The organism is Variovorax sp. Soil_C_33, from assembly GCF_057656935.1.
The window spans coordinates 1-17,188 of record NZ_JBDGJK010000006.1 but is presented as its reverse complement, the minus strand read 5'-3'; the positions used below and the strand labels follow the sequence as shown (position 1 = coordinate 17,188).

At 70.7% G+C, this 17,188-nt stretch carries 14 protein-coding genes and 1 pseudogene; 3 read left to right on the top strand and 12 right to left on the bottom strand.

What is annotated here, in order from left to right; genetic code table 11:
• Nucleotides 1-94: 94 nt before the first annotated feature.
• Together AC3A6B_RS10875 and AC3A6B_RS10870 are read left to right on the top strand one after the other, a co-directional pair.
• Nucleotides 95-793 (top strand): HAD-IA family hydrolase, encoded by a 699-nt coding sequence (locus AC3A6B_RS10875; RefSeq protein WP_487836725.1) that lies wholly within the window; start codon nt 95-97, stop codon nt 791-793.
• The gene (locus AC3A6B_RS10870) at nt 790-2,133 is read left to right on the top strand and encodes an amidohydrolase (protein ID WP_487836724.1); all 1,344 of its coding nucleotides are present in this window, start codon (nt 790-792) and stop codon (nt 2,131-2,133) included. Before AC3A6B_RS10875 ends, AC3A6B_RS10870 begins: the two co-directional genes overlap by 4 nt.
• On the opposite strand, the pseudogene AC3A6B_RS10865 reads toward AC3A6B_RS10870, so the two are convergent.
• The 12 genes and pseudogenes from AC3A6B_RS10865 to AC3A6B_RS10810 all read right to left on the bottom strand — a co-directional run.
• A pseudogene (locus AC3A6B_RS10865) lies at nt 2,124-3,137 on the bottom strand (NAD(P)/FAD-dependent oxidoreductase); the annotation flags it as partial. The gene AC3A6B_RS10870 and the pseudogene AC3A6B_RS10865 overlap by 10 nt on opposite strands.
• Nucleotides 3,134-4,540, bottom strand: a complete 1,407-nt coding sequence (locus tag AC3A6B_RS10860) for an FAD/NAD(P)-dependent oxidoreductase (protein WP_487836723.1) — start codon at nt 4,538-4,540, stop codon at nt 3,134-3,136. The pseudogene AC3A6B_RS10865 and the gene AC3A6B_RS10860, both read right to left, overlap by 4 nt.
• Nucleotides 4,537-4,917, bottom strand: coding sequence for a (2Fe-2S)-binding protein (locus AC3A6B_RS10855; protein ID WP_487836722.1), 381 nt, complete (start codon nt 4,915-4,917; stop codon nt 4,537-4,539). Before AC3A6B_RS10855 ends, AC3A6B_RS10860 begins: the two co-directional genes overlap by 4 nt.
• A gap of 20 nt (nt 4,918-4,937) precedes the next feature.
• On the bottom strand, nt 4,938-5,432 hold the full coding sequence (locus AC3A6B_RS10850; RefSeq protein WP_487836721.1) for an Lrp/AsnC family transcriptional regulator: 495 nt from the start codon (nt 5,430-5,432) through the stop codon (nt 4,938-4,940).
• A gap of 66 nt (nt 5,433-5,498) precedes the next feature.
• A complete protein-coding gene (locus tag AC3A6B_RS10845) occupies nt 5,499-6,902 on the bottom strand; it encodes an aminotransferase class III-fold pyridoxal phosphate-dependent enzyme (protein WP_487836720.1) in 1,404 nt (467 codons plus the stop codon).
• Nucleotides 6,903-7,051: 149 nt separating this feature from the next.
• Nucleotides 7,052-8,410, bottom strand: a complete 1,359-nt coding sequence (locus AC3A6B_RS10840) for a DUF3526 domain-containing protein (protein WP_487836719.1) — start codon at nt 8,408-8,410, stop codon at nt 7,052-7,054.
• Nucleotides 8,407-9,855 (bottom strand): ABC transporter permease, encoded by a 1,449-nt coding sequence (locus tag AC3A6B_RS10835; RefSeq protein WP_487836718.1) that lies wholly within the window; start codon nt 9,853-9,855, stop codon nt 8,407-8,409. Before AC3A6B_RS10835 ends, AC3A6B_RS10840 begins: the two co-directional genes overlap by 4 nt.
• Nucleotides 9,852-10,610 carry an ABC transporter ATP-binding protein gene (locus AC3A6B_RS10830; protein ID WP_487836993.1) on the bottom strand — a complete coding sequence of 253 codons (759 nt, stop codon included), beginning with the start codon at nt 10,608-10,610 and terminating at the stop codon, nt 9,852-9,854. Before AC3A6B_RS10830 ends, AC3A6B_RS10835 begins: the two co-directional genes overlap by 4 nt.
• A gap of 19 nt (nt 10,611-10,629) precedes the next feature.
• The gene (locus AC3A6B_RS10825; protein WP_487836717.1) at nt 10,630-12,786 is read right to left on the bottom strand and encodes a TonB-dependent siderophore receptor; all 2,157 of its coding nucleotides are present in this window, start codon (nt 12,784-12,786) and stop codon (nt 10,630-10,632) included.
• Between the two features lie 135 nt (nt 12,787-12,921).
• Entirely contained in the window at nt 12,922-13,281 is a 360-nt protein-coding gene (locus AC3A6B_RS10820; RefSeq protein ID WP_487836716.1) for a DUF2946 family protein, read from the bottom strand.
• Nucleotides 13,282-13,346: 65 nt separating this feature from the next.
• Nucleotides 13,347-14,282, bottom strand: a complete 936-nt coding sequence (locus AC3A6B_RS10815) for a 2-hydroxyacid dehydrogenase (RefSeq protein ID WP_487836715.1) — start codon at nt 14,280-14,282, stop codon at nt 13,347-13,349.
• Between the two features lie 4 nt (nt 14,283-14,286).
• Complete coding sequence (locus tag AC3A6B_RS10810) at nt 14,287-15,165, bottom strand: GNAT family N-acetyltransferase (RefSeq protein WP_487836714.1); 879 nt, start codon at nt 15,163-15,165, stop codon at nt 14,287-14,289.
• Nucleotides 15,166-15,401: 236 nt separating this feature from the next.
• On the opposite strand from AC3A6B_RS10810, the gene AC3A6B_RS10805 reads away from it, so the two are divergent.
• The gene (locus AC3A6B_RS10805) at nt 15,402-16,877 is read left to right on the top strand and encodes an aldehyde dehydrogenase family protein (protein ID WP_487836713.1); all 1,476 of its coding nucleotides are present in this window, start codon (nt 15,402-15,404) and stop codon (nt 16,875-16,877) included.
• Nucleotides 16,878-17,188: the final 311 nt, after the last annotated feature.

Below are 17,188 nucleotides of genomic sequence, written 5' to 3'. Positions count from 1 at the left end.
TGTGCCGCAGCGCGGGCCCAGTTCGGTTCGGCCATGCAGAAGGCGGCCCCTATGCTCAGGACAACCGGCATTGCCGTCATCCCTGGAACTTCTCATGTCCCTGCAAGATTTCAAGGTGCTCACCTTCGACGTCGTCGGCACGCTGATCGATTTCGAGGGCGGCATGCTCGCCTATCTGCGCTCCGCCGTGCCCGAGGCCCGCGTGACGGACGAGGACTTCCTCGCCGCCTACCGCCATGCGCGCGCCGACGGCAAGGCGGGCTGGTACCCCGACGATCTGGAGCGCTGCTGGCACGCCATCGCGCCGAAGCTGGGCCTGCCCGACAGCGACGCGCTCGCCCAGGGCCTGCGCGATTCGGTGGCGCAGTGGCCGGCGTTCCCCGATGCCGTGGAAGCGCTGAAGCGGCTTCGCAAGCGCTTCAAGCTGGTGACGATGACCAACGCGCAGCAGTGGGCGCTGGCCCATTTCGACAAGACGCTGGGCTCTCCCTTCGACATGCTGCTCTCCTGCGACGACGCGCTGTGCGAGAAGCCCGATGCGCGCTACTTCGCCTACGCCCGCGGCCGCTTCGAGGGCGCCTGGGGCTACAAGCAGGCCGACAACCTGCACGTGGCGCAAAGCCAGTACCACGACATCGGCATTTCCAAGCAGTTGGGCATCAGCACCTGCTGGATCGAGCGGCGCCATGGGCAGAAGGGCTCCGGCGGCACGCTCGAGTCCAAGCACACCGAGCCCGACTACCACTTCCACACGCTGGCCGAGCTGGCCGATGCGGTCGAGGCCGGGCGTTGAGCCTGCAGGCGATCGCCGCGCCGGTCGCGGACCTGCTGCCCGAACTGGTCGCGCTGCGCCGCGACCTGCACGCGCATCCCGAGCTCGCGTTCGCGGAACGTCGCACGGCCGGCGTGGCGGCTGCGGCTTTGCGGCTCCTCGGCCTCGAAGTGCATGAAGGGGTCGGCGGCACCGGCGTGGTCGGCACGCTGCGCTGCGGCAGCGGGACGCGCAGCGTCGGCCTGCGCGCCGACATGGACGCGCTGCCGATGGTCGAGCTCGGGCGCTCCGCCCACGCCAGCCGCATGCCGGGCGTGCACCACGGCTGCGGGCACGACGGCCACACCAGCATGCTGATCGGCGCCGCGCGCCAGCTGGCGCGCACGCGCCGCTTCGACGGCACGGTGCACTTCATCTTCCAGCCGGCCGAAGAAGGCAAAGGCGGCGCGCGCGCGATGATCGAGGACGGCCTGTTCGAGCGCTTCCCCTGCGACAGCGTCTATGCGCTGCACAACTGGCCCGACCTGCCGCTCGGCCACGCGCAGACGCGGGCCGGCCCGATCATGGCCGCAGCCGATCGCTTCGACATCGTGCTGCGCGCCCGCGGCGGCCATGCCGCGCAGCCGCATCACACGCCCGACGCCATCCTTGCCGCGAGCCAGCTCGTCGCCCAGTTGCACACCATCGTCTCGCGCCGCATCGACCCGGGCGAATCGGCGGTGCTGTCGGTCACGCGCATCGAAGGCGGCCACAGCCACAACGTGCTGCCGGCGGAGGTGTCGATCACCGGCACGGTGCGCAGCTTCGACGCCGCATCGCAGGACCGCATCGAGGCCGCGCTGCGCGCCACCGTCAACGGTGTGGCGCTGGCCAGCGGCACCCAGGCGCAGGTCAGCTACCTGCGCTACTACCCGGCCACGGTCAATACCGATGACGAGGCCGCGCTCGCGCTCGCCGCGGCCGGCGCCATCGGCCTGCAGGCCGGCACGGCGCCGCGCGCGGCCTTCACCTCGGAGGACTTCGCCTTCATGCTGCAGCGCCGGCCCGGCGCCTACCTGTGGCTGGGCCAGGGCCGCGCAGATCCGGGTCCCGAGGGCGATCGCGCGCTGCACCACCCTTGCTACGACTTCAACGACGACGCCCTGCCGCTGGGCGTGCGCTGGTTCTGCGAGGTGGCCGAGCGCGCGCTGGCATCTTCTCTTCCCCTTCAGGCCGCTTGCTTCGCCAACTCAGAAGCGAAGCGCCCAATCGAGAAGCTCTCGATCGGCGTCGACGTGCGCCCGGTCGCGATCAACTCGGCCATCGTCTCGCCCACGCCCGGGCCGATCGCGAAGCCTTCGCCGTTGAATCCGAAGGCGTAGTGCAGGCCCGGCACGCGCGCGCTGGGGCCCATCACCGGCTGCCAGTCGGCGATGTAGCCCTCGATGCCGCTCCACACGCGGATCAGCTGCACGTGCTCGAAGGCCGGCACCAGGCGGCGCAGCTCGCGCAGCTGGCGCAGCACGTTGTCGGGCTTGACGTAGGCACGGATCAGGTCGGCGTAGGCCGGCCCCTTGAGCCCGCCTCCGAAGACGATGTTGCCGCGCGCGATCTGGCGGAAGTACAGGCCCTCGTGCTCGATCGGCGAGGAGACGCCGATCGACGGGCCGACCGCATAGGGCAGCGGTTCGGTCACGCCCATCTGCGGGCCGCGCGCGTTCATCGGCACGGCTTCGCCGAACTGCTCGGCCATGCGGTTCGACCAGGCGCCGCAGGCCACCAGCAGCTGCGGCGCACGGAAGCGCCGGCCGTCCGCGGTGTGCGCGACGAAGCCGGCGCCATCGCGCTCGACCTGCATCACCTCGGCATGCTCGACGATGTTGGCACCGGCGCGCCGCGCCGCACGCGCGAAGGCCGGGCCGGCCAGGCGCGGGTTGGCATGGCCGTCGTTCGGCGACAGCGAGCCGCTCAGCACCTCGGGCGCGAAGATGCCCCAGCGCCGGCGCAGCTGCTCGGCGCTGAAGAGCTCGAGGTCGAGGCCCAGCGGCTTCACGTCCTTCGCGTGCTGCTCCAGCACCGCGGCCTGCTTCTCGGTGTAGCAGACGCGCAGGTGGCCGTAGGGCACGAACTCCAGGTCCTCGCCCAGCAGTTCGTTGACGCGGCCCCAGACGGCACGGGCGCGGTTGGCCAGCGGCATCTGCACCAGCGCGCGGCCCTGGCGGCGCACGTTGCCGAAGTTGGTGCCGCTGGCCTGGCGGCCCACCACCTCGCGCTCGAGCAGCGTGACCGACAGGCCGTGCTCGCGGCGCAGGAAGAAGGCGGCGGTGGTGCCCATCAGGCCGCCGCCCAGCACCAGTACATCGGTGTCGTGGGTCGTGCCGCTCATTGCGCTTGCTCGCGTGTGTTCATCATCAACGGCTTCACCGGCGCCTGCGTACGCAAGCGCCCCACCTGTTCCACGGGCAGGCCGCAGGCCTGCGCCACGATCTCGGCCGATGCATGGCCGCAGAAGCGGCCCTGGCAGCGGCCCATGCCGACGCGGCTGAAGGCCTTGGCACGGTTGACTTCGCGGCTGTCCATCTCGCTGACGCAGCGCCGCAGCTCGCCGGCGGTCACCGCTTCGCAGCGGCACACCACCGCGTCGTCAGGCAGCGCCGCGGCCTGCGCATGCGGCCAGGGGAAGGCCCGCGCCAGGCCTTCGCGGAATCGGTCCATCTGCGCCAGCGTGCGGCGCAGCGCGGCGGATTCGGCGTCGTACAGCACGCGGCCCGGGGCATGGCCCAGGTCGGCAAGCGCCGCCAGCGCTGCCAGCCGGCCGGCAGCTTCGGCGCCATCGGCACCGAGGATGCGCACACCGTCGCCGGCGAGGTAGACGCCGCGCGTGCTGCTGCGTCCGTCGGCGTCGATGCGCGGCAGCCATTGCCGGCTCAGCGGCTCGAAAGCGAACTCGCAGCGCGCAAGATCGGCCAGCTGCGTCTCGGCGCGCAGGTGCCAGCCCAGGCCGACCGCGTCGCATTCGAAGCGCTGCTCGGCCCCTTGGGCATCGCGCACGGCGACCGCCTGCACACCGAGGCTGTCGTCACCATCGATGCGAAGCGGCGACACGCCCTGCAGCACCGGCACGCCGGCGCGGCGCAGGCCTCGGATCAGCGCCAGGCCGCGCAGCGCGAGCCGCGGTCGCGCGAAGAGCCTGGCCACCGCGCGCCAGGGTTTGCCGGCCGGGGCAGTGTCGAGCACCGCCGCCACCTGCGCGCCGGCCTGCACGTACTGCGAGGCGACCAGGTAGAGCAGCGGCCCGCTGCCGAGGAAGACGACGCGGCTGCCGATCGCGCACGCCTGCGCCTTCAGCGCGATCTGCGAGGCGCCCAGGCTGTAGCAGCCGGCGCGTTGCCAGCCCGGCACGGGCATCAGGCGGTCGGTGGCGCCGGAACACACCAGCAGCGCATCGAAGGGCAGCGCCTGCGGCTCGCCCTCGCGCACCACGTGCAGTTCGCCCTCGCTCAGGTTCCAGGCCAGCGTGTCGGGTCGGTAGTCCAGCTGCGCGCGCAGCGCATCGAAGTCGCGATGCAGCGCCTGCGCCTTCGCGGCCTCGGCGCCGTACAGCTTGGCATAGGGACGCTTGAAGCCTTCGGGCTGGCGGCGATAGATCTGGCCGCCGTCGCGGCGCCCTTCGTCGACGACGACGGGTCGCAGGCCGGCCTGCACCAGGGCCTGCGCGGCACGCACCCCGGCGGGGCCGGTGCCGACCACGACCACGCGCGCGGGATGATCGAGCGATGCGGCTGTCATGCTGCGGCCTCGTCGGCACGGCGCTGCAGGGACTGCAGCAGGTCCGGCGTCGGCGGCCAATGCTGCGCCGGCGGCCGCGTGCACACCGACATGCCCGCTTTCACCGGGGTCGAGCAGGCACGCAGGCGCTCGCCGGCCGGCGTCCACACCCAGCAGTCCTGGCAGGCGCCCATCAGGCAGAAGCCGGCGCGCGGCCCGTCGCCGAACTCGCTGTCGCGCACCCGCCGGCCGTGGCTGAGCAGCGCCACCAGCAGCGTGTCGCCGGCCAGCGCGCTGGCCGGATGGCCATCGATCTGCAGCGTCAGCGCGGGCCTGTCGGTTTCGGCCAGCCGCACGAAGCGGGCTGACGGATAAGGGCGAGGCGGGGTGTCGGGCATGGACGAAACGGAAGCGCCGGTCAGCGCTGGTTGGGAAACAGCCGCTCGATCGGACAGTGCGTCTTGATGAACGGCGACTTGATGACGATGTAGCTGAAGTACTTCGCGATGCCGATGTTGCGTTCGAGCAGTTCCTCGATCACTTCCTGGTAGTGGTTGACGCCGCGCGTCAGGAAGCGCAGCAGGTAGTCGTAGCCGCCGCTCACCAGGTGGCATTCGAGCACTTCGTCCACCTCGCGGATCGCCGTCTCGAAGCGCACGAAGTCCTCGCGGTGATGGTCCTGCAGCGTGACCTCGGTGAACACGGTCAGCGTGTCGCCGAGCTTCTCGAGCCGCAGGTGGGCACCGTAGCCGGCGATGTAGCCGGCCTGCTCCAGCCGCTTCACGCGGATCAGGCAGGGGCTGGGCGAAAGGCCCACCGCGTCCGCGAGATCCACGTTGGTCATGCGTCCGTTCTTTTGCAGTTGCGCCAGGATGCGCAGGTCGAGTCGGTCGATCTTGAAGGCTTCTGACATGGCGGTGCCGGGTAGGAGAGATGCCCCGATTCTGCGTGCGTTGGTCCTGGTGTGCGCCGGGCGCGCTCAGCCGGCCAGGGCCGCGCGCACGTCGGGCGCGGCCAGCACCTCGTCCAGCGTCTTCTTCAAGCGCGTGAACATCTGGGCGAACTCGTCTTCGGTGAAGGTGAGTGCCGGCGCAAAGCCGAGGATGTGGTCGCCGAAGGAGCGGAACACCAGCCCGTTGCGGTAGCCCGCGGCGAAGATGCGCTCCGACAGCCCGAGCGCCGCATCGAAGCCGCGCTTGCTCGCCTTGTCGCTCACCAGCTCCAGCGCGCCCAGCAGGCCGCGGTGGCGCGCATCGCCCACCAGCGGATGCGCGGCGAGCGCATCGAGCCCGGCCGCGAAGTGGGCTGCACCGCGCTGGCCGTTGGCCAGCACGCCGCCCTCCTCGTACAGACGCAGCACCTCGAGCGCGACCGCGGCGCTGACCGGGTGCGCCGAATAGGTCGCGCCGTGGCCGACCGAGGCTCCGGCCGGGGCGCCGTCGGCAATGCCGGCATAGACCTGCTCCGACATCATCGTGGCACCCATCGGCGCGTAGCCCGCGGTCAGGCCCTTGGCTACGGTCATCAGGTCGGGCTCCACGCCCTCGGCCTCGCACGCGAACATGGGGCCCGTGCGGCCGAAGCCGGTGATGACCTCGTCGACGACGAACAGGATGCCGAGCTCGCGCGCGGCCTCGCGCATGGCCTTCAGCCAGCCCTTGGGCGGCACGATGACCCCGCCGGAACCCTGGATCGGCTCGCAGAAGAAGGCGGCCACGTTGTCCGCGCCCAGCTCGGCCACCTTGGCGCGCAGCGCCGCGACCGAGGCGGCGATCAGCGCCTGCGGATCGGCGCCGTCCGCGCGGCGGTAAGCGTAGGGCGACGGGATGTAGTGCTGCGTCGGCAGCGGCAGATCGAAGCCGCGGTGGAAGGCGGGCAGCGCGGTCAGGCCCGCACCGGTGGACGAGGAGCCGTGGTAGCCGCGCTCCAGCGCGATGAACTGCTTCTTCGACGGTTTGCCGATGGCGTTGTAGTACTGGACGATGAAGCGCACCGCCGCGTCGATCGCCTCGGAGCCTCCGAGCGTCAGGTACACGCGGGTCAGCGACGCGGGCGTGATCTGCACCAGCTTCTCGGCCAGGCGAATGGCCGGCTCGCTGCTGAAGTGGAAGTAGCCGGTGGCATACGGAAGGCGGCGCATCTGCTCGGCCGCGGCCTGCACCACGCTTTCCTGCCCGTAGCCCACGTTCACGCACCAGAGGCCCGCGAAGGCATCGAGCAGTTCGTGGCCGCTAGCATCGGTGAGCCACGCGCCGCGGCCCGAGGCGAGGACGGTGGGGCCGCGCTCTTCGTGCACGCGCCAGGGCGAGACGGGATGGATGAGGTGCGCGCGGTCGATGGCATCGAGCGCGGCCAGGTTGGGTAGTGCGGTGGGGTGTGTCATAGAGGGGCGGATGTCGGGCCTTTGGATGTCCAAAAGCTTAGGCCGCGTGCCCCTCGCGCTGGTGCTGCATTGAGGGCCTTGCACAAAGCAGGCTGCGGTTGTGCGAGCCGTCACAGCAGATCCTGCCGTCATGCATGCGCCAGGGGCCTTCACATCGGGCGCACTCGACCGGTGGCGGCCGCACCCAGTACCAGCGCCAATGCGCCCATCAGCACCAGTCCCAGCAATTGACCCACAGGCGTCTGCGCCGACCCGGCCGACGGGCTGAAGCGCGGCTGGCCGGCGAAGTCGCGGGGACCGAAGCGCACTTCGTTGAACAAGTACGGGTAGTAGTAGGCCCGCAAGCGCGCGTGGAAATCTGCGATGCGATCCTGGTAGGCGAGCTGCGCCTGCAAATCGGTATCGGCCTGGCGATGCAGCGCGGCCTGCACGCCGACGCCCGGCAGCAGCCAACCCAGGCGTGCGGTCCAGCGCTGGCGCGCGAGCAAGCCTTCGCGGTAAGCCCCCACCTGCGGCGCCACGCTCTCGTCGCCGAGCTGCTGGAAGGCGTAGTACCACTTCCAGTGAAAGCCCGAAGGCAGTGGCGCGGTGTGCTTCCATTCGGGATGGGTGCGGAAGAATCTCTCCATCGTGGCGTCGGGTGGCAGGTCCCACGCGCCGTGCACGGCCTGGCGCTGCGCCAGCATCAGCTCCACGCCCTGGTGCACCGGCACGGCGCGCGCAAGCGCGGCGTTGGCGATGGCGGGCAGGACGAGGGTCAGCGCCGCCCAGCAGCCCATGAGTGCCGTTGCGTTGGCGGCAGAGCTTCCGCTTCGTGTCGCCACGATCAGCGCCAGGCCGCTCCAGACCGCCAGGTAGGCCGCCGTGGCCAGCAGTGCGGGGGTCAGGGCTGTCACCGTGGTGCCGCTGCAGAGTCCACCGGCCAGCACCGGCAGCCCGAGGCAGCCGAGAACCAGCGCCGCGCGCAGGCCTGCACGGCGCAGCCAGAGGCGGCGGCCGGCGCCGGGCATGGCCAGCAGCGTACTCAGCCGGCCCGACCGGCGCTCGCCCGAAACCAGGTCGTACAACAAGGCGATCAGGAACAGCGGCGCCAGGTACACCAGCACGAAAGCGAAGTCGAAGCGTCCGGCCAGTGCCAGTTCGGGATTGAAACTCTCGCCTTCGTGCAGTTGCGCCTGCAGCGCCAGTGCGCGCACGCGCAGCACATAGGGTGCGGCATCGCGCAGTCCGAGCGCGAGGAAGGCTGTGGGAGACGGTGCATCCCAGGTGCCGTGGAAGGTGTAGTACGCAGAGGAGCCGGCATCTCCGCCGTGGGCGTACTTGCGCGACTGTACGGCCAGATCCTGCTGCTGCAGCTCGGCCAGGCGCGCCATCGTCTGCTGCTGGCGCGCGACTTCGCAGGAGCCGGAAATGACGGCCAGGGCCGACAGAACCAGCAGCAATGCCAGCGCAATCACAGCGAGTCTCGAGCGCGCCAGGAGGCGCCATTCATGGGCGAGCCAGCTCATCGCGTGATCCTTCCCAGACGGTGCGCTGCCAGCCCCAACATACCCGCGAGCGTCGCCAGCCAGAGCAGCAGCACCCCAGCGGCTGGCGCCGCACGGCGCAGCGCGTCGATGGGCGGTGCGGCTTCGTAGCGAAACTCGGCAAAGTCGTGCCAGTGCGCGTGGCCGATGCGACTGTCGCGGCTGGAACGGTCTTCCGCGAAGCTGAGCTTCTCGGCCTGAAGCCGGTTGAGTTCCTGCACCAACCGGTAGCGATGGTCCTCGGCCTGCTCGACGAAGCGGCGGTAGTTCTGCAGGTCGGTGCCTGCGGCCGCCATCGAGAGGCGGCGCAGCGCGATCACCGGGCTCAGCAGCGCAAAGCGGTCGACGCGGCGCAACTGTGCGTCCTGGCGCTCGAAGCCGGCGTTGGCATAGCGCTCGAAGAGCGCGCTGGTCAGCCGCTCGCCCTCCATGCCGAGCAGGCCTTTGTAGTTGACCGGAAGGTCTTCCACCTTCGAGACGCCGTACTGCGCGAGCACCTGCTTCCTGAAGCCGGCGAAGTAGGGGTCGTCGGGGTCGTGGCTGTCGCCCAGTGCCGCCAGGTCGCGCGCCACCGCGATGTCGGTCTCGAAGCGCGTGGGCAGCGCCAGGGCCGAGGCCGCGAGTTCGGGCGCCAGGCGCGGCACGAGCACGACGCTGACCGCCCAGACCGCCAGCGATGCCACGAGAGCGTCGCGCCCGCGCGCGAACCACGCCGACAGGCCGACGATGCCGACGGCCCAGATCAGCAGCCAGATCCCGTAGCCCGCCGCCAGCACGGCCGTCAGGCTCGCGGGTGCCGGTGTTGCGGCGCCGATCCAGCTCAGCGCCAGCAGCGCCGGCAGCAGCACCAGCGCGGCCACGCCGCACAGGGCCAGCAGCTTGCCCGCCACGATGTGTCGCGGTCGAACGCCCTGGGCCAGCAGGATGCGCAGCGTGCCCGACTCGCGCTCGCGCGCCAGGACCGCATGGCCGATGAAGATGAGCAGCAGCGGTGCCAGCACCTGCAGCACGAAGGCCGGCGTGAGCTGGCCGAAGCGCAGCAGCAGTGAGGATTGCCGCACGTCGCCGAAGTTGGCGCTGTTCTGGCGATGTCCCTCGAGGAAGAGCGTGTGGCCCGTGTAGGCATCCACTCCGGAATCGAAAGCCGCCAGCGGATTCAGCGGCCGGAATACGAAGTGCCCGTAGTGCACCATGCGGTGCGGGTGCCGGTCGGGCTGGGCCTCGAACTCGTGGTCCACCTGCGCCTGGTGGCGCGCGCGCTCGGTGTCCGTTGTGCGGCGCTGGTCCCAGGCTGTGAAGGTGGCCACGGCAGTCAACAGCAGCAGCAACGTCAATCCGAGCACGGCGACGCGGTCGCGCCGCAGCAGCCGCCATTCCTCGCGCGCGATGCGCAGTACAGCGAGCAAGGTTGACTCAGGATGTCTCATTGCTGCGCCTCCTGGCCGGCGTAGCGCCGGTGCAGCGACCGCACGTCGAAGCGCTCCGAGCCCGACGCTGCGACTTCTTCGACCAGTCGTCCACCATCGATGAAGCCGATGCGATCGGCCACGTCGGCGGCGCTGAGCAGGTCGTGCGTGACCATGAGGATGGCCACCCCCTGCGCACGCAGCAGCCCCAGCAGGCGATTGAATTCGGCCGTGGCCTGCGGGTCGAGGCCGGAGGTGGGCTCGTCGAGCAGCAGCGCCGGCACCTTGCGCGCCAGCGCCAGCGCGATCGACACCTTCTGGCGCATGCCCTTGGAGAACCCCGACACGCGCCGTCCGTGCGCCGCCGCGTCCAGGCCGGCGGATGACAGGGCCTCGTCGATCGCCTGTACGCCGGCGGGCTGGCCCGCGAGGTCGAGCAGGTAGGCCACGTTCTCGCGCGCGCTCAGATGCTCGTAGAGCGCCACGTTCTCGGGGATGTATGCGAGCTGGCGCCGCGCAGACGTCGGGTCGGCCACAGGGTCGGCGCCGTTCACGCGCACGCGACCACGCCCTGGCCGCACGAAGCCCAGGAACAGGCTCAGCGTGGTGGTCTTGCCGGCGCCGTTGGCGCCCAGCAGCGCGTAGATCTCCCCGGCTTCGACCCTGAGGTCCAACCCGTGCAGGATGGTGCGCCCGCCATAGCCGGCAACTACGCCGGCGGCTTCGAGGGCAGGATGGACCGCGGCCGTGGCGCGCGGAAGATCGGTCGAGGGCATGGTTGGCATTTGCTCGCGTTCAGAACTTGGCCTGCAAGCCGATGGTGATGGTGCGCGCCGTGCCCGGTGCCACCCAGAGGCGGTTGTAGGAGCTGGTGTAGTAGGTGGTGTCGAACAGGTTGTCGACGTCCAGCGTCGCGCGCAGGCGCGGGTTGATGCGCCAGTAGGCGACCAGCTTCGCGGTGGTGTAGCTGGGCAGATCGAAGGCGGGCGTCGCGGCATCGGCTTCGGCCTGCGTGCGGGCCTCGCCCAGCCGCTTGCCCACGTGCGTGACGCCGCCGCCGATGCCATAGCGCTGCCCGTTGGCAAACGCGTTCTCGTAGACCGCGAGCACGCTGCCGTTGACACGGGGGACGTTGAGCAGGCGCCCGCCCACTTCCAGCGCGTTGTCCTTCGTGATCTCCACGTCGTTGAGCACCAGGCTGGCATTGAGCCGCCAGTTCGTCGTCAGCTGGCCCGCGAAGTCGAACTCGAGGCCGCGGCTGCGGATCTCGCCGGCGGCGACCGAGTAGCCGCTGTTGACCGGGTCGGCGGTCAGCACGTTGCGCTTGCGGATGTCGAACAGCGCGGCGGTCGCGCCCATGCGCCGGTCCGGACTCTCCCACTTGGTGCCGAGCTCGAGCGCGCGGCCGGTTTCCGGCTCGAAGCCCTGGGCCGCGAAGTCGGAACCGGTGTTGGGGCGGAACGAGCGGCCGGCGTTCGCATAGAAAGTCCATTGCGGCGTCGGCAGCCAGGCGAGGCCGATGCGCGGCGAGCTCGACGACGGTTGCTGGCGGGCGGTGGTGCCGGTGATGCGGTTCTCGAGCGACTGACGGTAGTTGTCCGCGCGCACTCCGGCGACCAGGCGCCATTCGGGCGCGAGCTTGATCGCGTCCTGCACGTAGAGCGCGGTGTTGCGCTGGTGTTCCAGCGTGTCGGTATTGCGCCCGGGCACCGGCTGGGGCTGGCCGTAGACCGGGTTGTAGATATCGATCGCATACGGCCGTGCCGCCGTCGGATTGGCGCGCAGCATGAGCGAATCCATGCTGAAGCGGAAGCTCTCCAGACCGAACAGCAACTCGTGCTCGATGGCGCCGGTCTTCACGTTGCCTTGCAGTTCGGCCTGCAGGGCGATGTCGTCCGAGTCGAAATCGCGGAAACGCCGCTGGCGCGTGAGCGTCGCGTTGTCGGCGCGCAGGGCCGCCGCCTCGGTCGAGAATCCGTTCACCGAGGTCTCGCGGTAGGACAGGCCCAGCCGGCTGCGCCACGTGGAGTTCCATTCGTGCGACAGGATGAACTGGTGGGTCTGGTTCTCCACCGTCACCTTGCCGTCGGCGGGCTCGCCCAGGAAGCGGCTGCGCGGGATGGCGCCGAGGCGGTTGTTGACTGCGACCACGCCGCGGTCCAGCGGGGTGGCATGCCGCAGGAGCTCGCCCGAATACTCCAGCACGGTGTCGCGGCCGAGCTTCCACGTGAAAGCCGGCGCGATCACGCCGCGTTCGGCGCTCACGTGGTCGCGGAAGCTGTCGCGGTCTTCCACCGCGACGTTGAGCCGGTAGGCGAAGCTGTCACCGATCGGGCCGGTGCTGTCAAACGCGCCGCGCTTCTGGCCGTAGCTGCCGACATAGCCTTCGACGGAATGGGCCGCCTTCCAGAGCGGCCGCTTGGACACGATGTTGAGCGTGCCGCCGGGCTCGCTGCTGCCGTAGAGCGCGGCCGCCGTCCCTTTGAGGAACTCGATGCGTTCGACGCCTGCCAGATCGCGCGGGGCGTTGAAGCCCCGGTTCGAGGAGAAGCCGTTCAGCAGCGTGGCCATGCCGGTGTTCTCGTTGCCGGGCAGGCCGCGGATGGCGATGTTGTCCCAGAGGCCACCGAAACTGTTCTGGCGCGAGACGCCGCCGACGTAGTCGAGCACGTCGTCGAGCTTGGTCGCGCCGAGGTCGTCGATGGCCTGGCGCGTGACGATGCGCACCGACTGGGGCAGCTCGCGCAGCGGCAAGTCGGACTTGGCGCCGGCGGCTTCGTCGGCGTGGTAGGCGCCCGACTCGGTGCGGCCGACCACTTCGACCGTGGACAGTTGGGCGGCCTCGGGGCCGGCTCCGGAAGACTGGGCGATCGCAGGGCCGGCGAACAGCGCGGCGACCGCGAGTGCCAGGGGAAGGGGCGCGCTGGGCCCCGGGCGTTGAATGGAAATCATGAGGAGACTCGGCAAGGCAAAAAAGGGGGCGCAGCGGCGCGCCCGGCAAGGGCCGGACACACGCCGCCCGTGGCGCGTGACTTCACGCCGGGCGGCGGGACTGCGGAGCGAAAGGCGCCGCCACAACGGCGGGCCTCAGGAGGCGGCGTGAGGCGGGTCGCGCGAGGCGAAAGGCCAACGGCCAGGGCTGGGGATGAATGTCGCCGGTGCTTGCGGCCGCGGAAGGCCGGCTTGCACGGCCAATGCATGCACGGCCGGCGACGAAGTGGGCGCGATGCCCGGATGCGCATGGGCGAGGCACCACGCGCACGCGCCGTGGGCCTCGCTGCCATGCTCCGAGGCATCGGCGTCTTCGTCTGCCGGCTGGGCCGACAGTGCCGTCACCGCAGCCGCGCTCTGCTGCAGATGCTCTGCTTCGTGCGCAGGCATGCCGATGACCGTGTTGAAGAACACGGCCAGCAACAGCAGTCGAATCAGGAGGCGGCGCAGAAGCATGGCATGGGCTTGGGGCCGGAATCATACTGTCGAGATCGCTGCCCGTTGCGGGCAGCGAAGAAGGATCAATACCCTCGCGTGCGATCGACCAGGCCGAGCATCGCTTCCCCTGCCTCGAAGCGGCGCAGGTTGTCGAGCACCACCTCGGCCGCACTCAAGGGCTGCGTCATGCTCGCGATGTGCGGCGTGAGCTGGATGTTCGGATGGCGCCAGAAGGCATGTTCCGGCGGCAGCGGCTCGGGGTCGGTCACGTCGAGCACGGCATCGCCGATCTGCCCGCTGGCGAGCGCGGCCAGCAGGTCGGCATCGATCAGCTGCGGCCCGCGGCCGACATGCACCAGGCCCGCGCCTTCGGGCAGCATCGAGAACAGCCGCGCATCGAGAAAACCGCGCGTCGAATCGGTCAGCGGCAGCAGGCACACGAGGATCTCGGTGCGCGCGAGGAAGGCCGGCAGCTCGTCGGCGCCGGCATGGCATTGCACGCCGTCGACCGCATGCCGCGAGCGGCTCCATCCCGCGCAGTCGAAGCCCAGGCCGGCGAGCTGCGCCAGCACGGCCTGCCCCAGCGAGCCGAGCCCGAGCACGCCGATGCGCCGCTCGCCCGCGGGCCGCACCGGCAGCGGGCGCCACTGGCCCTGCTGCTGCTGGCGACGGTAGCGCGGCACGTCGCGGTGCAGGCCGAGCACCGCGTGCGTCACGTACTCGACCATGCCCTGCACGATGCCGGGCTCCACCATGCGCACCACCGGCAAGTCCGGCGGCAGCGCCGCGAAGTCGAACTGGTCGACGCCGGCGCCGGAAGAGAACAGCACCTTCAGGTTCGGGAAGCGCTCGGCCAGCTGCGGCGGCGGCTCCCAGGCCGCGAGGAAGCGCACCTGCGCGGGGTCGCCGATGTCGGGCCAGATGCGGAAGTCGATCTCGGGCGCGCGGCGCCGGAACACCTCGGCCCACTGGCGGCCGCGCACCGGGTCGGACTTGTAGAGGAAAGCGGTCGTGCCCATGCCATCAACCGACGGCTTGGGTCACGATCGCGAACAGCGCCGGCCCGCCCGGCGGCGTGGCAAGGGGCGCGCCGCGCACCATCGTGGTCGGCGCATCCACGCGCAAGAGGCCGATGCTCTCGAGCCATTCGGCCAGCCCGCTCGCGAAGTCGATATCGATGCGCGTGAAGTGGCCGGCGTTCAGGCCGGCGAGATGCGCGATGAGCGCCTTCGCGCCTTCGACGTCGGGCGCGACCACGGGGCCGATCGCATGCCCGCGCCCGAAGCGGCGCAGCATCGCGAAGCCGCGCGGCTCGTTGTCATGGTCGAGCACCACGCAGGCGTCGGCGCTGGCCAGCAGATCATCGATCAGCGCCTCGCGCGGCATGCCGCGCGCCGCCGCATCGAGGGCCCGCAGCGCCGGCGCCTCGTGCAGGCCGGCCGGCCGCAGCCGCCAGCCGGACGGCAGCGCGACCAGCGGCGCCGGCTGCGCCGTGCCTTGGTGCTGGCGCAGCTCGCCGGTGCGCACGAAGCCCAGCCGTTCATACAGGCCGCGCCCGTCGGCGGTGGCATGCAGCAGCACCGTGTGCGCGTCCAGCCCCTCGAGCAGCGTGCTCATGAGCCGGTGGCCGAGGCGGCGACCCTGGCAGGCCGGCGCCACGATCACCAGGCCGATGGTGGCGTGACGCTCGCCCCAGCGCCAGCGCAGCGCGGTGGCGACGAGCTCGCCGTCGCGTTCGGCGACGATGCCCTCGGCGTGCGCGAATACCTGCTCCCAGTCCGCGGGTCGGTGCGGCCAGCGCAGCTCGGCCGTCAGCGCATGTGCGGGCGGCAGGTCAGCGGCGGTCATCGGTCGCAGCACCACGCCGTCGAGAGCAGGTGCATTCGGTGTCTGAGCAGGCATCGGAAGGTCTTTGTGCAGCGAAAGGCAGCTCATCTTGGACGACATCCGCGCCTTTCGCCAGACCCAATTCGCGCTTCGCCGCAACTTGCAAGCTTCGCCTGTCGTGGCCCCTGGTTTCGCAATTCGATGCGGCAGCGCGCGCGCTTACGCACACAAATGCCGCGCCAACCTGCCTAGCATCGAGCGCCGTTTCGCGAGCGCGCGTTTCGGCGACAGATCTCCATCGAAAGTCCACCATGCAAGTCTTCGACCCGCGACAGATCCACGTGCCCTCGGGCCACTTCATCGGCGGACGCCTCGTTCCCGATGCCGGCCGCATGGTCGTGCAACGGCCTTCCGACGGCCAAGCGCATGCCGAGCTTCCGCTGGCCGATGCAGACACGGTGGACGCAGCCGTGCGCGATGCCTGGAGCCAGTGGCGCGCGAGCGACTGGGCACGCCGCGCGCCGCGCGACCGCGCGCGGGTGCTGCGCCGCTGGGCCAACCTGATCGAAGCCGACGCGGCGCGGCTCGGGCCGCTGGAGGCCGTGTGCTCCACGCGCCCGGTGCGCGACGCCATCGCCTGGGACGTCCCGTTCACGGCCGAGGGCCTGCGCTTCTTCGCCGAGTACGCGGACAAGCTCGGCGGCGAGGTCGCGGCCACGCGCCACGACCATCTGGGCATGGTGGTGGCCGAGCCCTATGGCGTGGTCGGCGCCATCACGCCGTGGAATTTTCCGCTGGTCATGGTGTCGTGGAAGGTCGGCGCCGCGCTGGCCGCCGGCAACGCGGTGGTGCTCAAGCCCTCGGAGCTGACGCCCTACTCCGCGCTGCGCCTGGCCGAGCTGGCCGTCGAGGCCGGCGTGCCGCCCGGGCTCTTCAACGTCGTGCAGGGCGACGGCCGCACCACCGGTGACGCGCTCTCGCGCCATCCGCTGATCTCCAAAATGACCTTCACCGGCTCCACCCGCACCGGCGCCGCCATCATGGCCGCCTGCGCCCTGACCGGCCCCAAGCCGGTGACGCTGGAGCTCGGCGGCAAGAGCCCGCAGCTGGTGTTCGACGATGCGCCCGATGTGGACCGCCTGGCCGGCATGATCGCCGGCGCGATCGCCGGCAACGCGGGACAGGTCTGCGTGGCGGGGTCGCGGCTGATCGTGCAGCGCGGCATCGCCGAGGCGCTCGTCGAGCGCATCGCGGCGCGCTTCGAAGCGCTGCGTCCGGGCGCGACTTGGGACGACGCGGCCACGCTGCCGCCCATCATTTCCGCGCCGCAGGCCGGGCGCATCCAGGAGATCGTCGATCGCTCGCGCGAGGCCGGCGGCAGCGTGCGCTGCGGCGGCGGCCTGTTCGACGGCGGCCCCGGCGGCGCCTACTTCCGGCCCACGCTGATCGAGGGCGTGGACGCGGCCAACCCGGCGGTGCGGGAAGAGATCTTCGGGCCGGTGCTCACGGTGCAGACCTTCGGCGACGAGGAGGAAGGCCTGGCACTGGCCGCCCACGAGCACTATGGCCTCGCATCCGGCGTGCACACCGCCGACATCGGCCGGGCGCTGCGCGCGATGCGCGGCATCTCCGCCGGCACCGTCTGGATCAACCGCTACGGGCGCAGCGCCGACTTCGTCATCCCCACCGGCGGATACCACCAGTCGGGCATCGGCAAGGACCTGGGGCGCCAGGCGGTCGAGGCGAACCTGCGCTTCAAAAGCGTGCTGATCGACTTCGCGCAATGAAGCTCTCCCCCAGGCTTGCCCACTTCGTGTGGCGCCAACCCCCTCACCGGGGCAACACCAGCGGCCCGGCAAAGCCGGTTCCGCGGTGTTCCTGGAATCAGTCCGTTCGCGCGTGCATCTGGCCATGAAGGTGCATCTCCGCACGCATAGAGGGCAGATGGCATGGCATGCCGCCGCACCCCCTCGAAACCGCAGCTTTCGTGCGCCAGGCACCCCATTTCCCTACATCCCCAGCGCGTGTGCGTGCTGCAATCGCTTCGTAATGAACTTGTCGCATTTGCCACCTAAGGAACCGAGACCATCATGACCTT

Coding starts and splice junctions, on each gene's coding strand:
- AC3A6B_RS10875 (WP_487836725.1), top strand. CDS start 95: ATGTCCCTGCAAGATTTCAAGGTGCTCACCTTCGACGTCGTCGGCACG.
- AC3A6B_RS10860 (WP_487836723.1), bottom strand. CDS start 4,540: ATGACAGCCGCATCGCTCGATCATCCCGCGCGCGTGGTCGTGGTCGGC.
- AC3A6B_RS10855 (WP_487836722.1), bottom strand. CDS start 4,917: ATGCCCGACACCCCGCCTCGCCCTTATCCGTCAGCCCGCTTCGTGCGG.
- AC3A6B_RS10850 (WP_487836721.1), bottom strand. CDS start 5,432: ATGTCAGAAGCCTTCAAGATCGACCGACTCGACCTGCGCATCCTGGCG.
- AC3A6B_RS10845 (WP_487836720.1), bottom strand. CDS start 6,902: ATGACACACCCCACCGCACTACCCAACCTGGCCGCGCTCGATGCCATC.
- AC3A6B_RS10840 (WP_487836719.1), bottom strand. CDS start 8,410: ATGAGCTGGCTCGCCCATGAATGGCGCCTCCTGGCGCGCTCGAGACTC.
- AC3A6B_RS10835 (WP_487836718.1), bottom strand. CDS start 9,855: ATGAGACATCCTGAGTCAACCTTGCTCGCTGTACTGCGCATCGCGCGC.
- AC3A6B_RS10830 (WP_487836993.1), bottom strand. CDS start 10,610: ATGCCCTCGACCGATCTTCCGCGCGCCACGGCCGCGGTCCATCCTGCC.
- AC3A6B_RS10825 (WP_487836717.1), bottom strand. CDS start 12,786: ATGATTTCCATTCAACGCCCGGGGCCCAGCGCGCCCCTTCCCCTGGCA.
- AC3A6B_RS10820 (WP_487836716.1), bottom strand. CDS start 13,281: ATGCTTCTGCGCCGCCTCCTGATTCGACTGCTGTTGCTGGCCGTGTTC.
- AC3A6B_RS10815 (WP_487836715.1), bottom strand. CDS start 14,282: ATGGGCACGACCGCTTTCCTCTACAAGTCCGACCCGGTGCGCGGCCGC.
- AC3A6B_RS10810 (WP_487836714.1), bottom strand. CDS start 15,165: ATGCCTGCTCAGACACCGAATGCACCTGCTCTCGACGGCGTGGTGCTG.
- AC3A6B_RS10805 (WP_487836713.1), top strand. CDS start 15,402: ATGCAAGTCTTCGACCCGCGACAGATCCACGTGCCCTCGGGCCACTTC.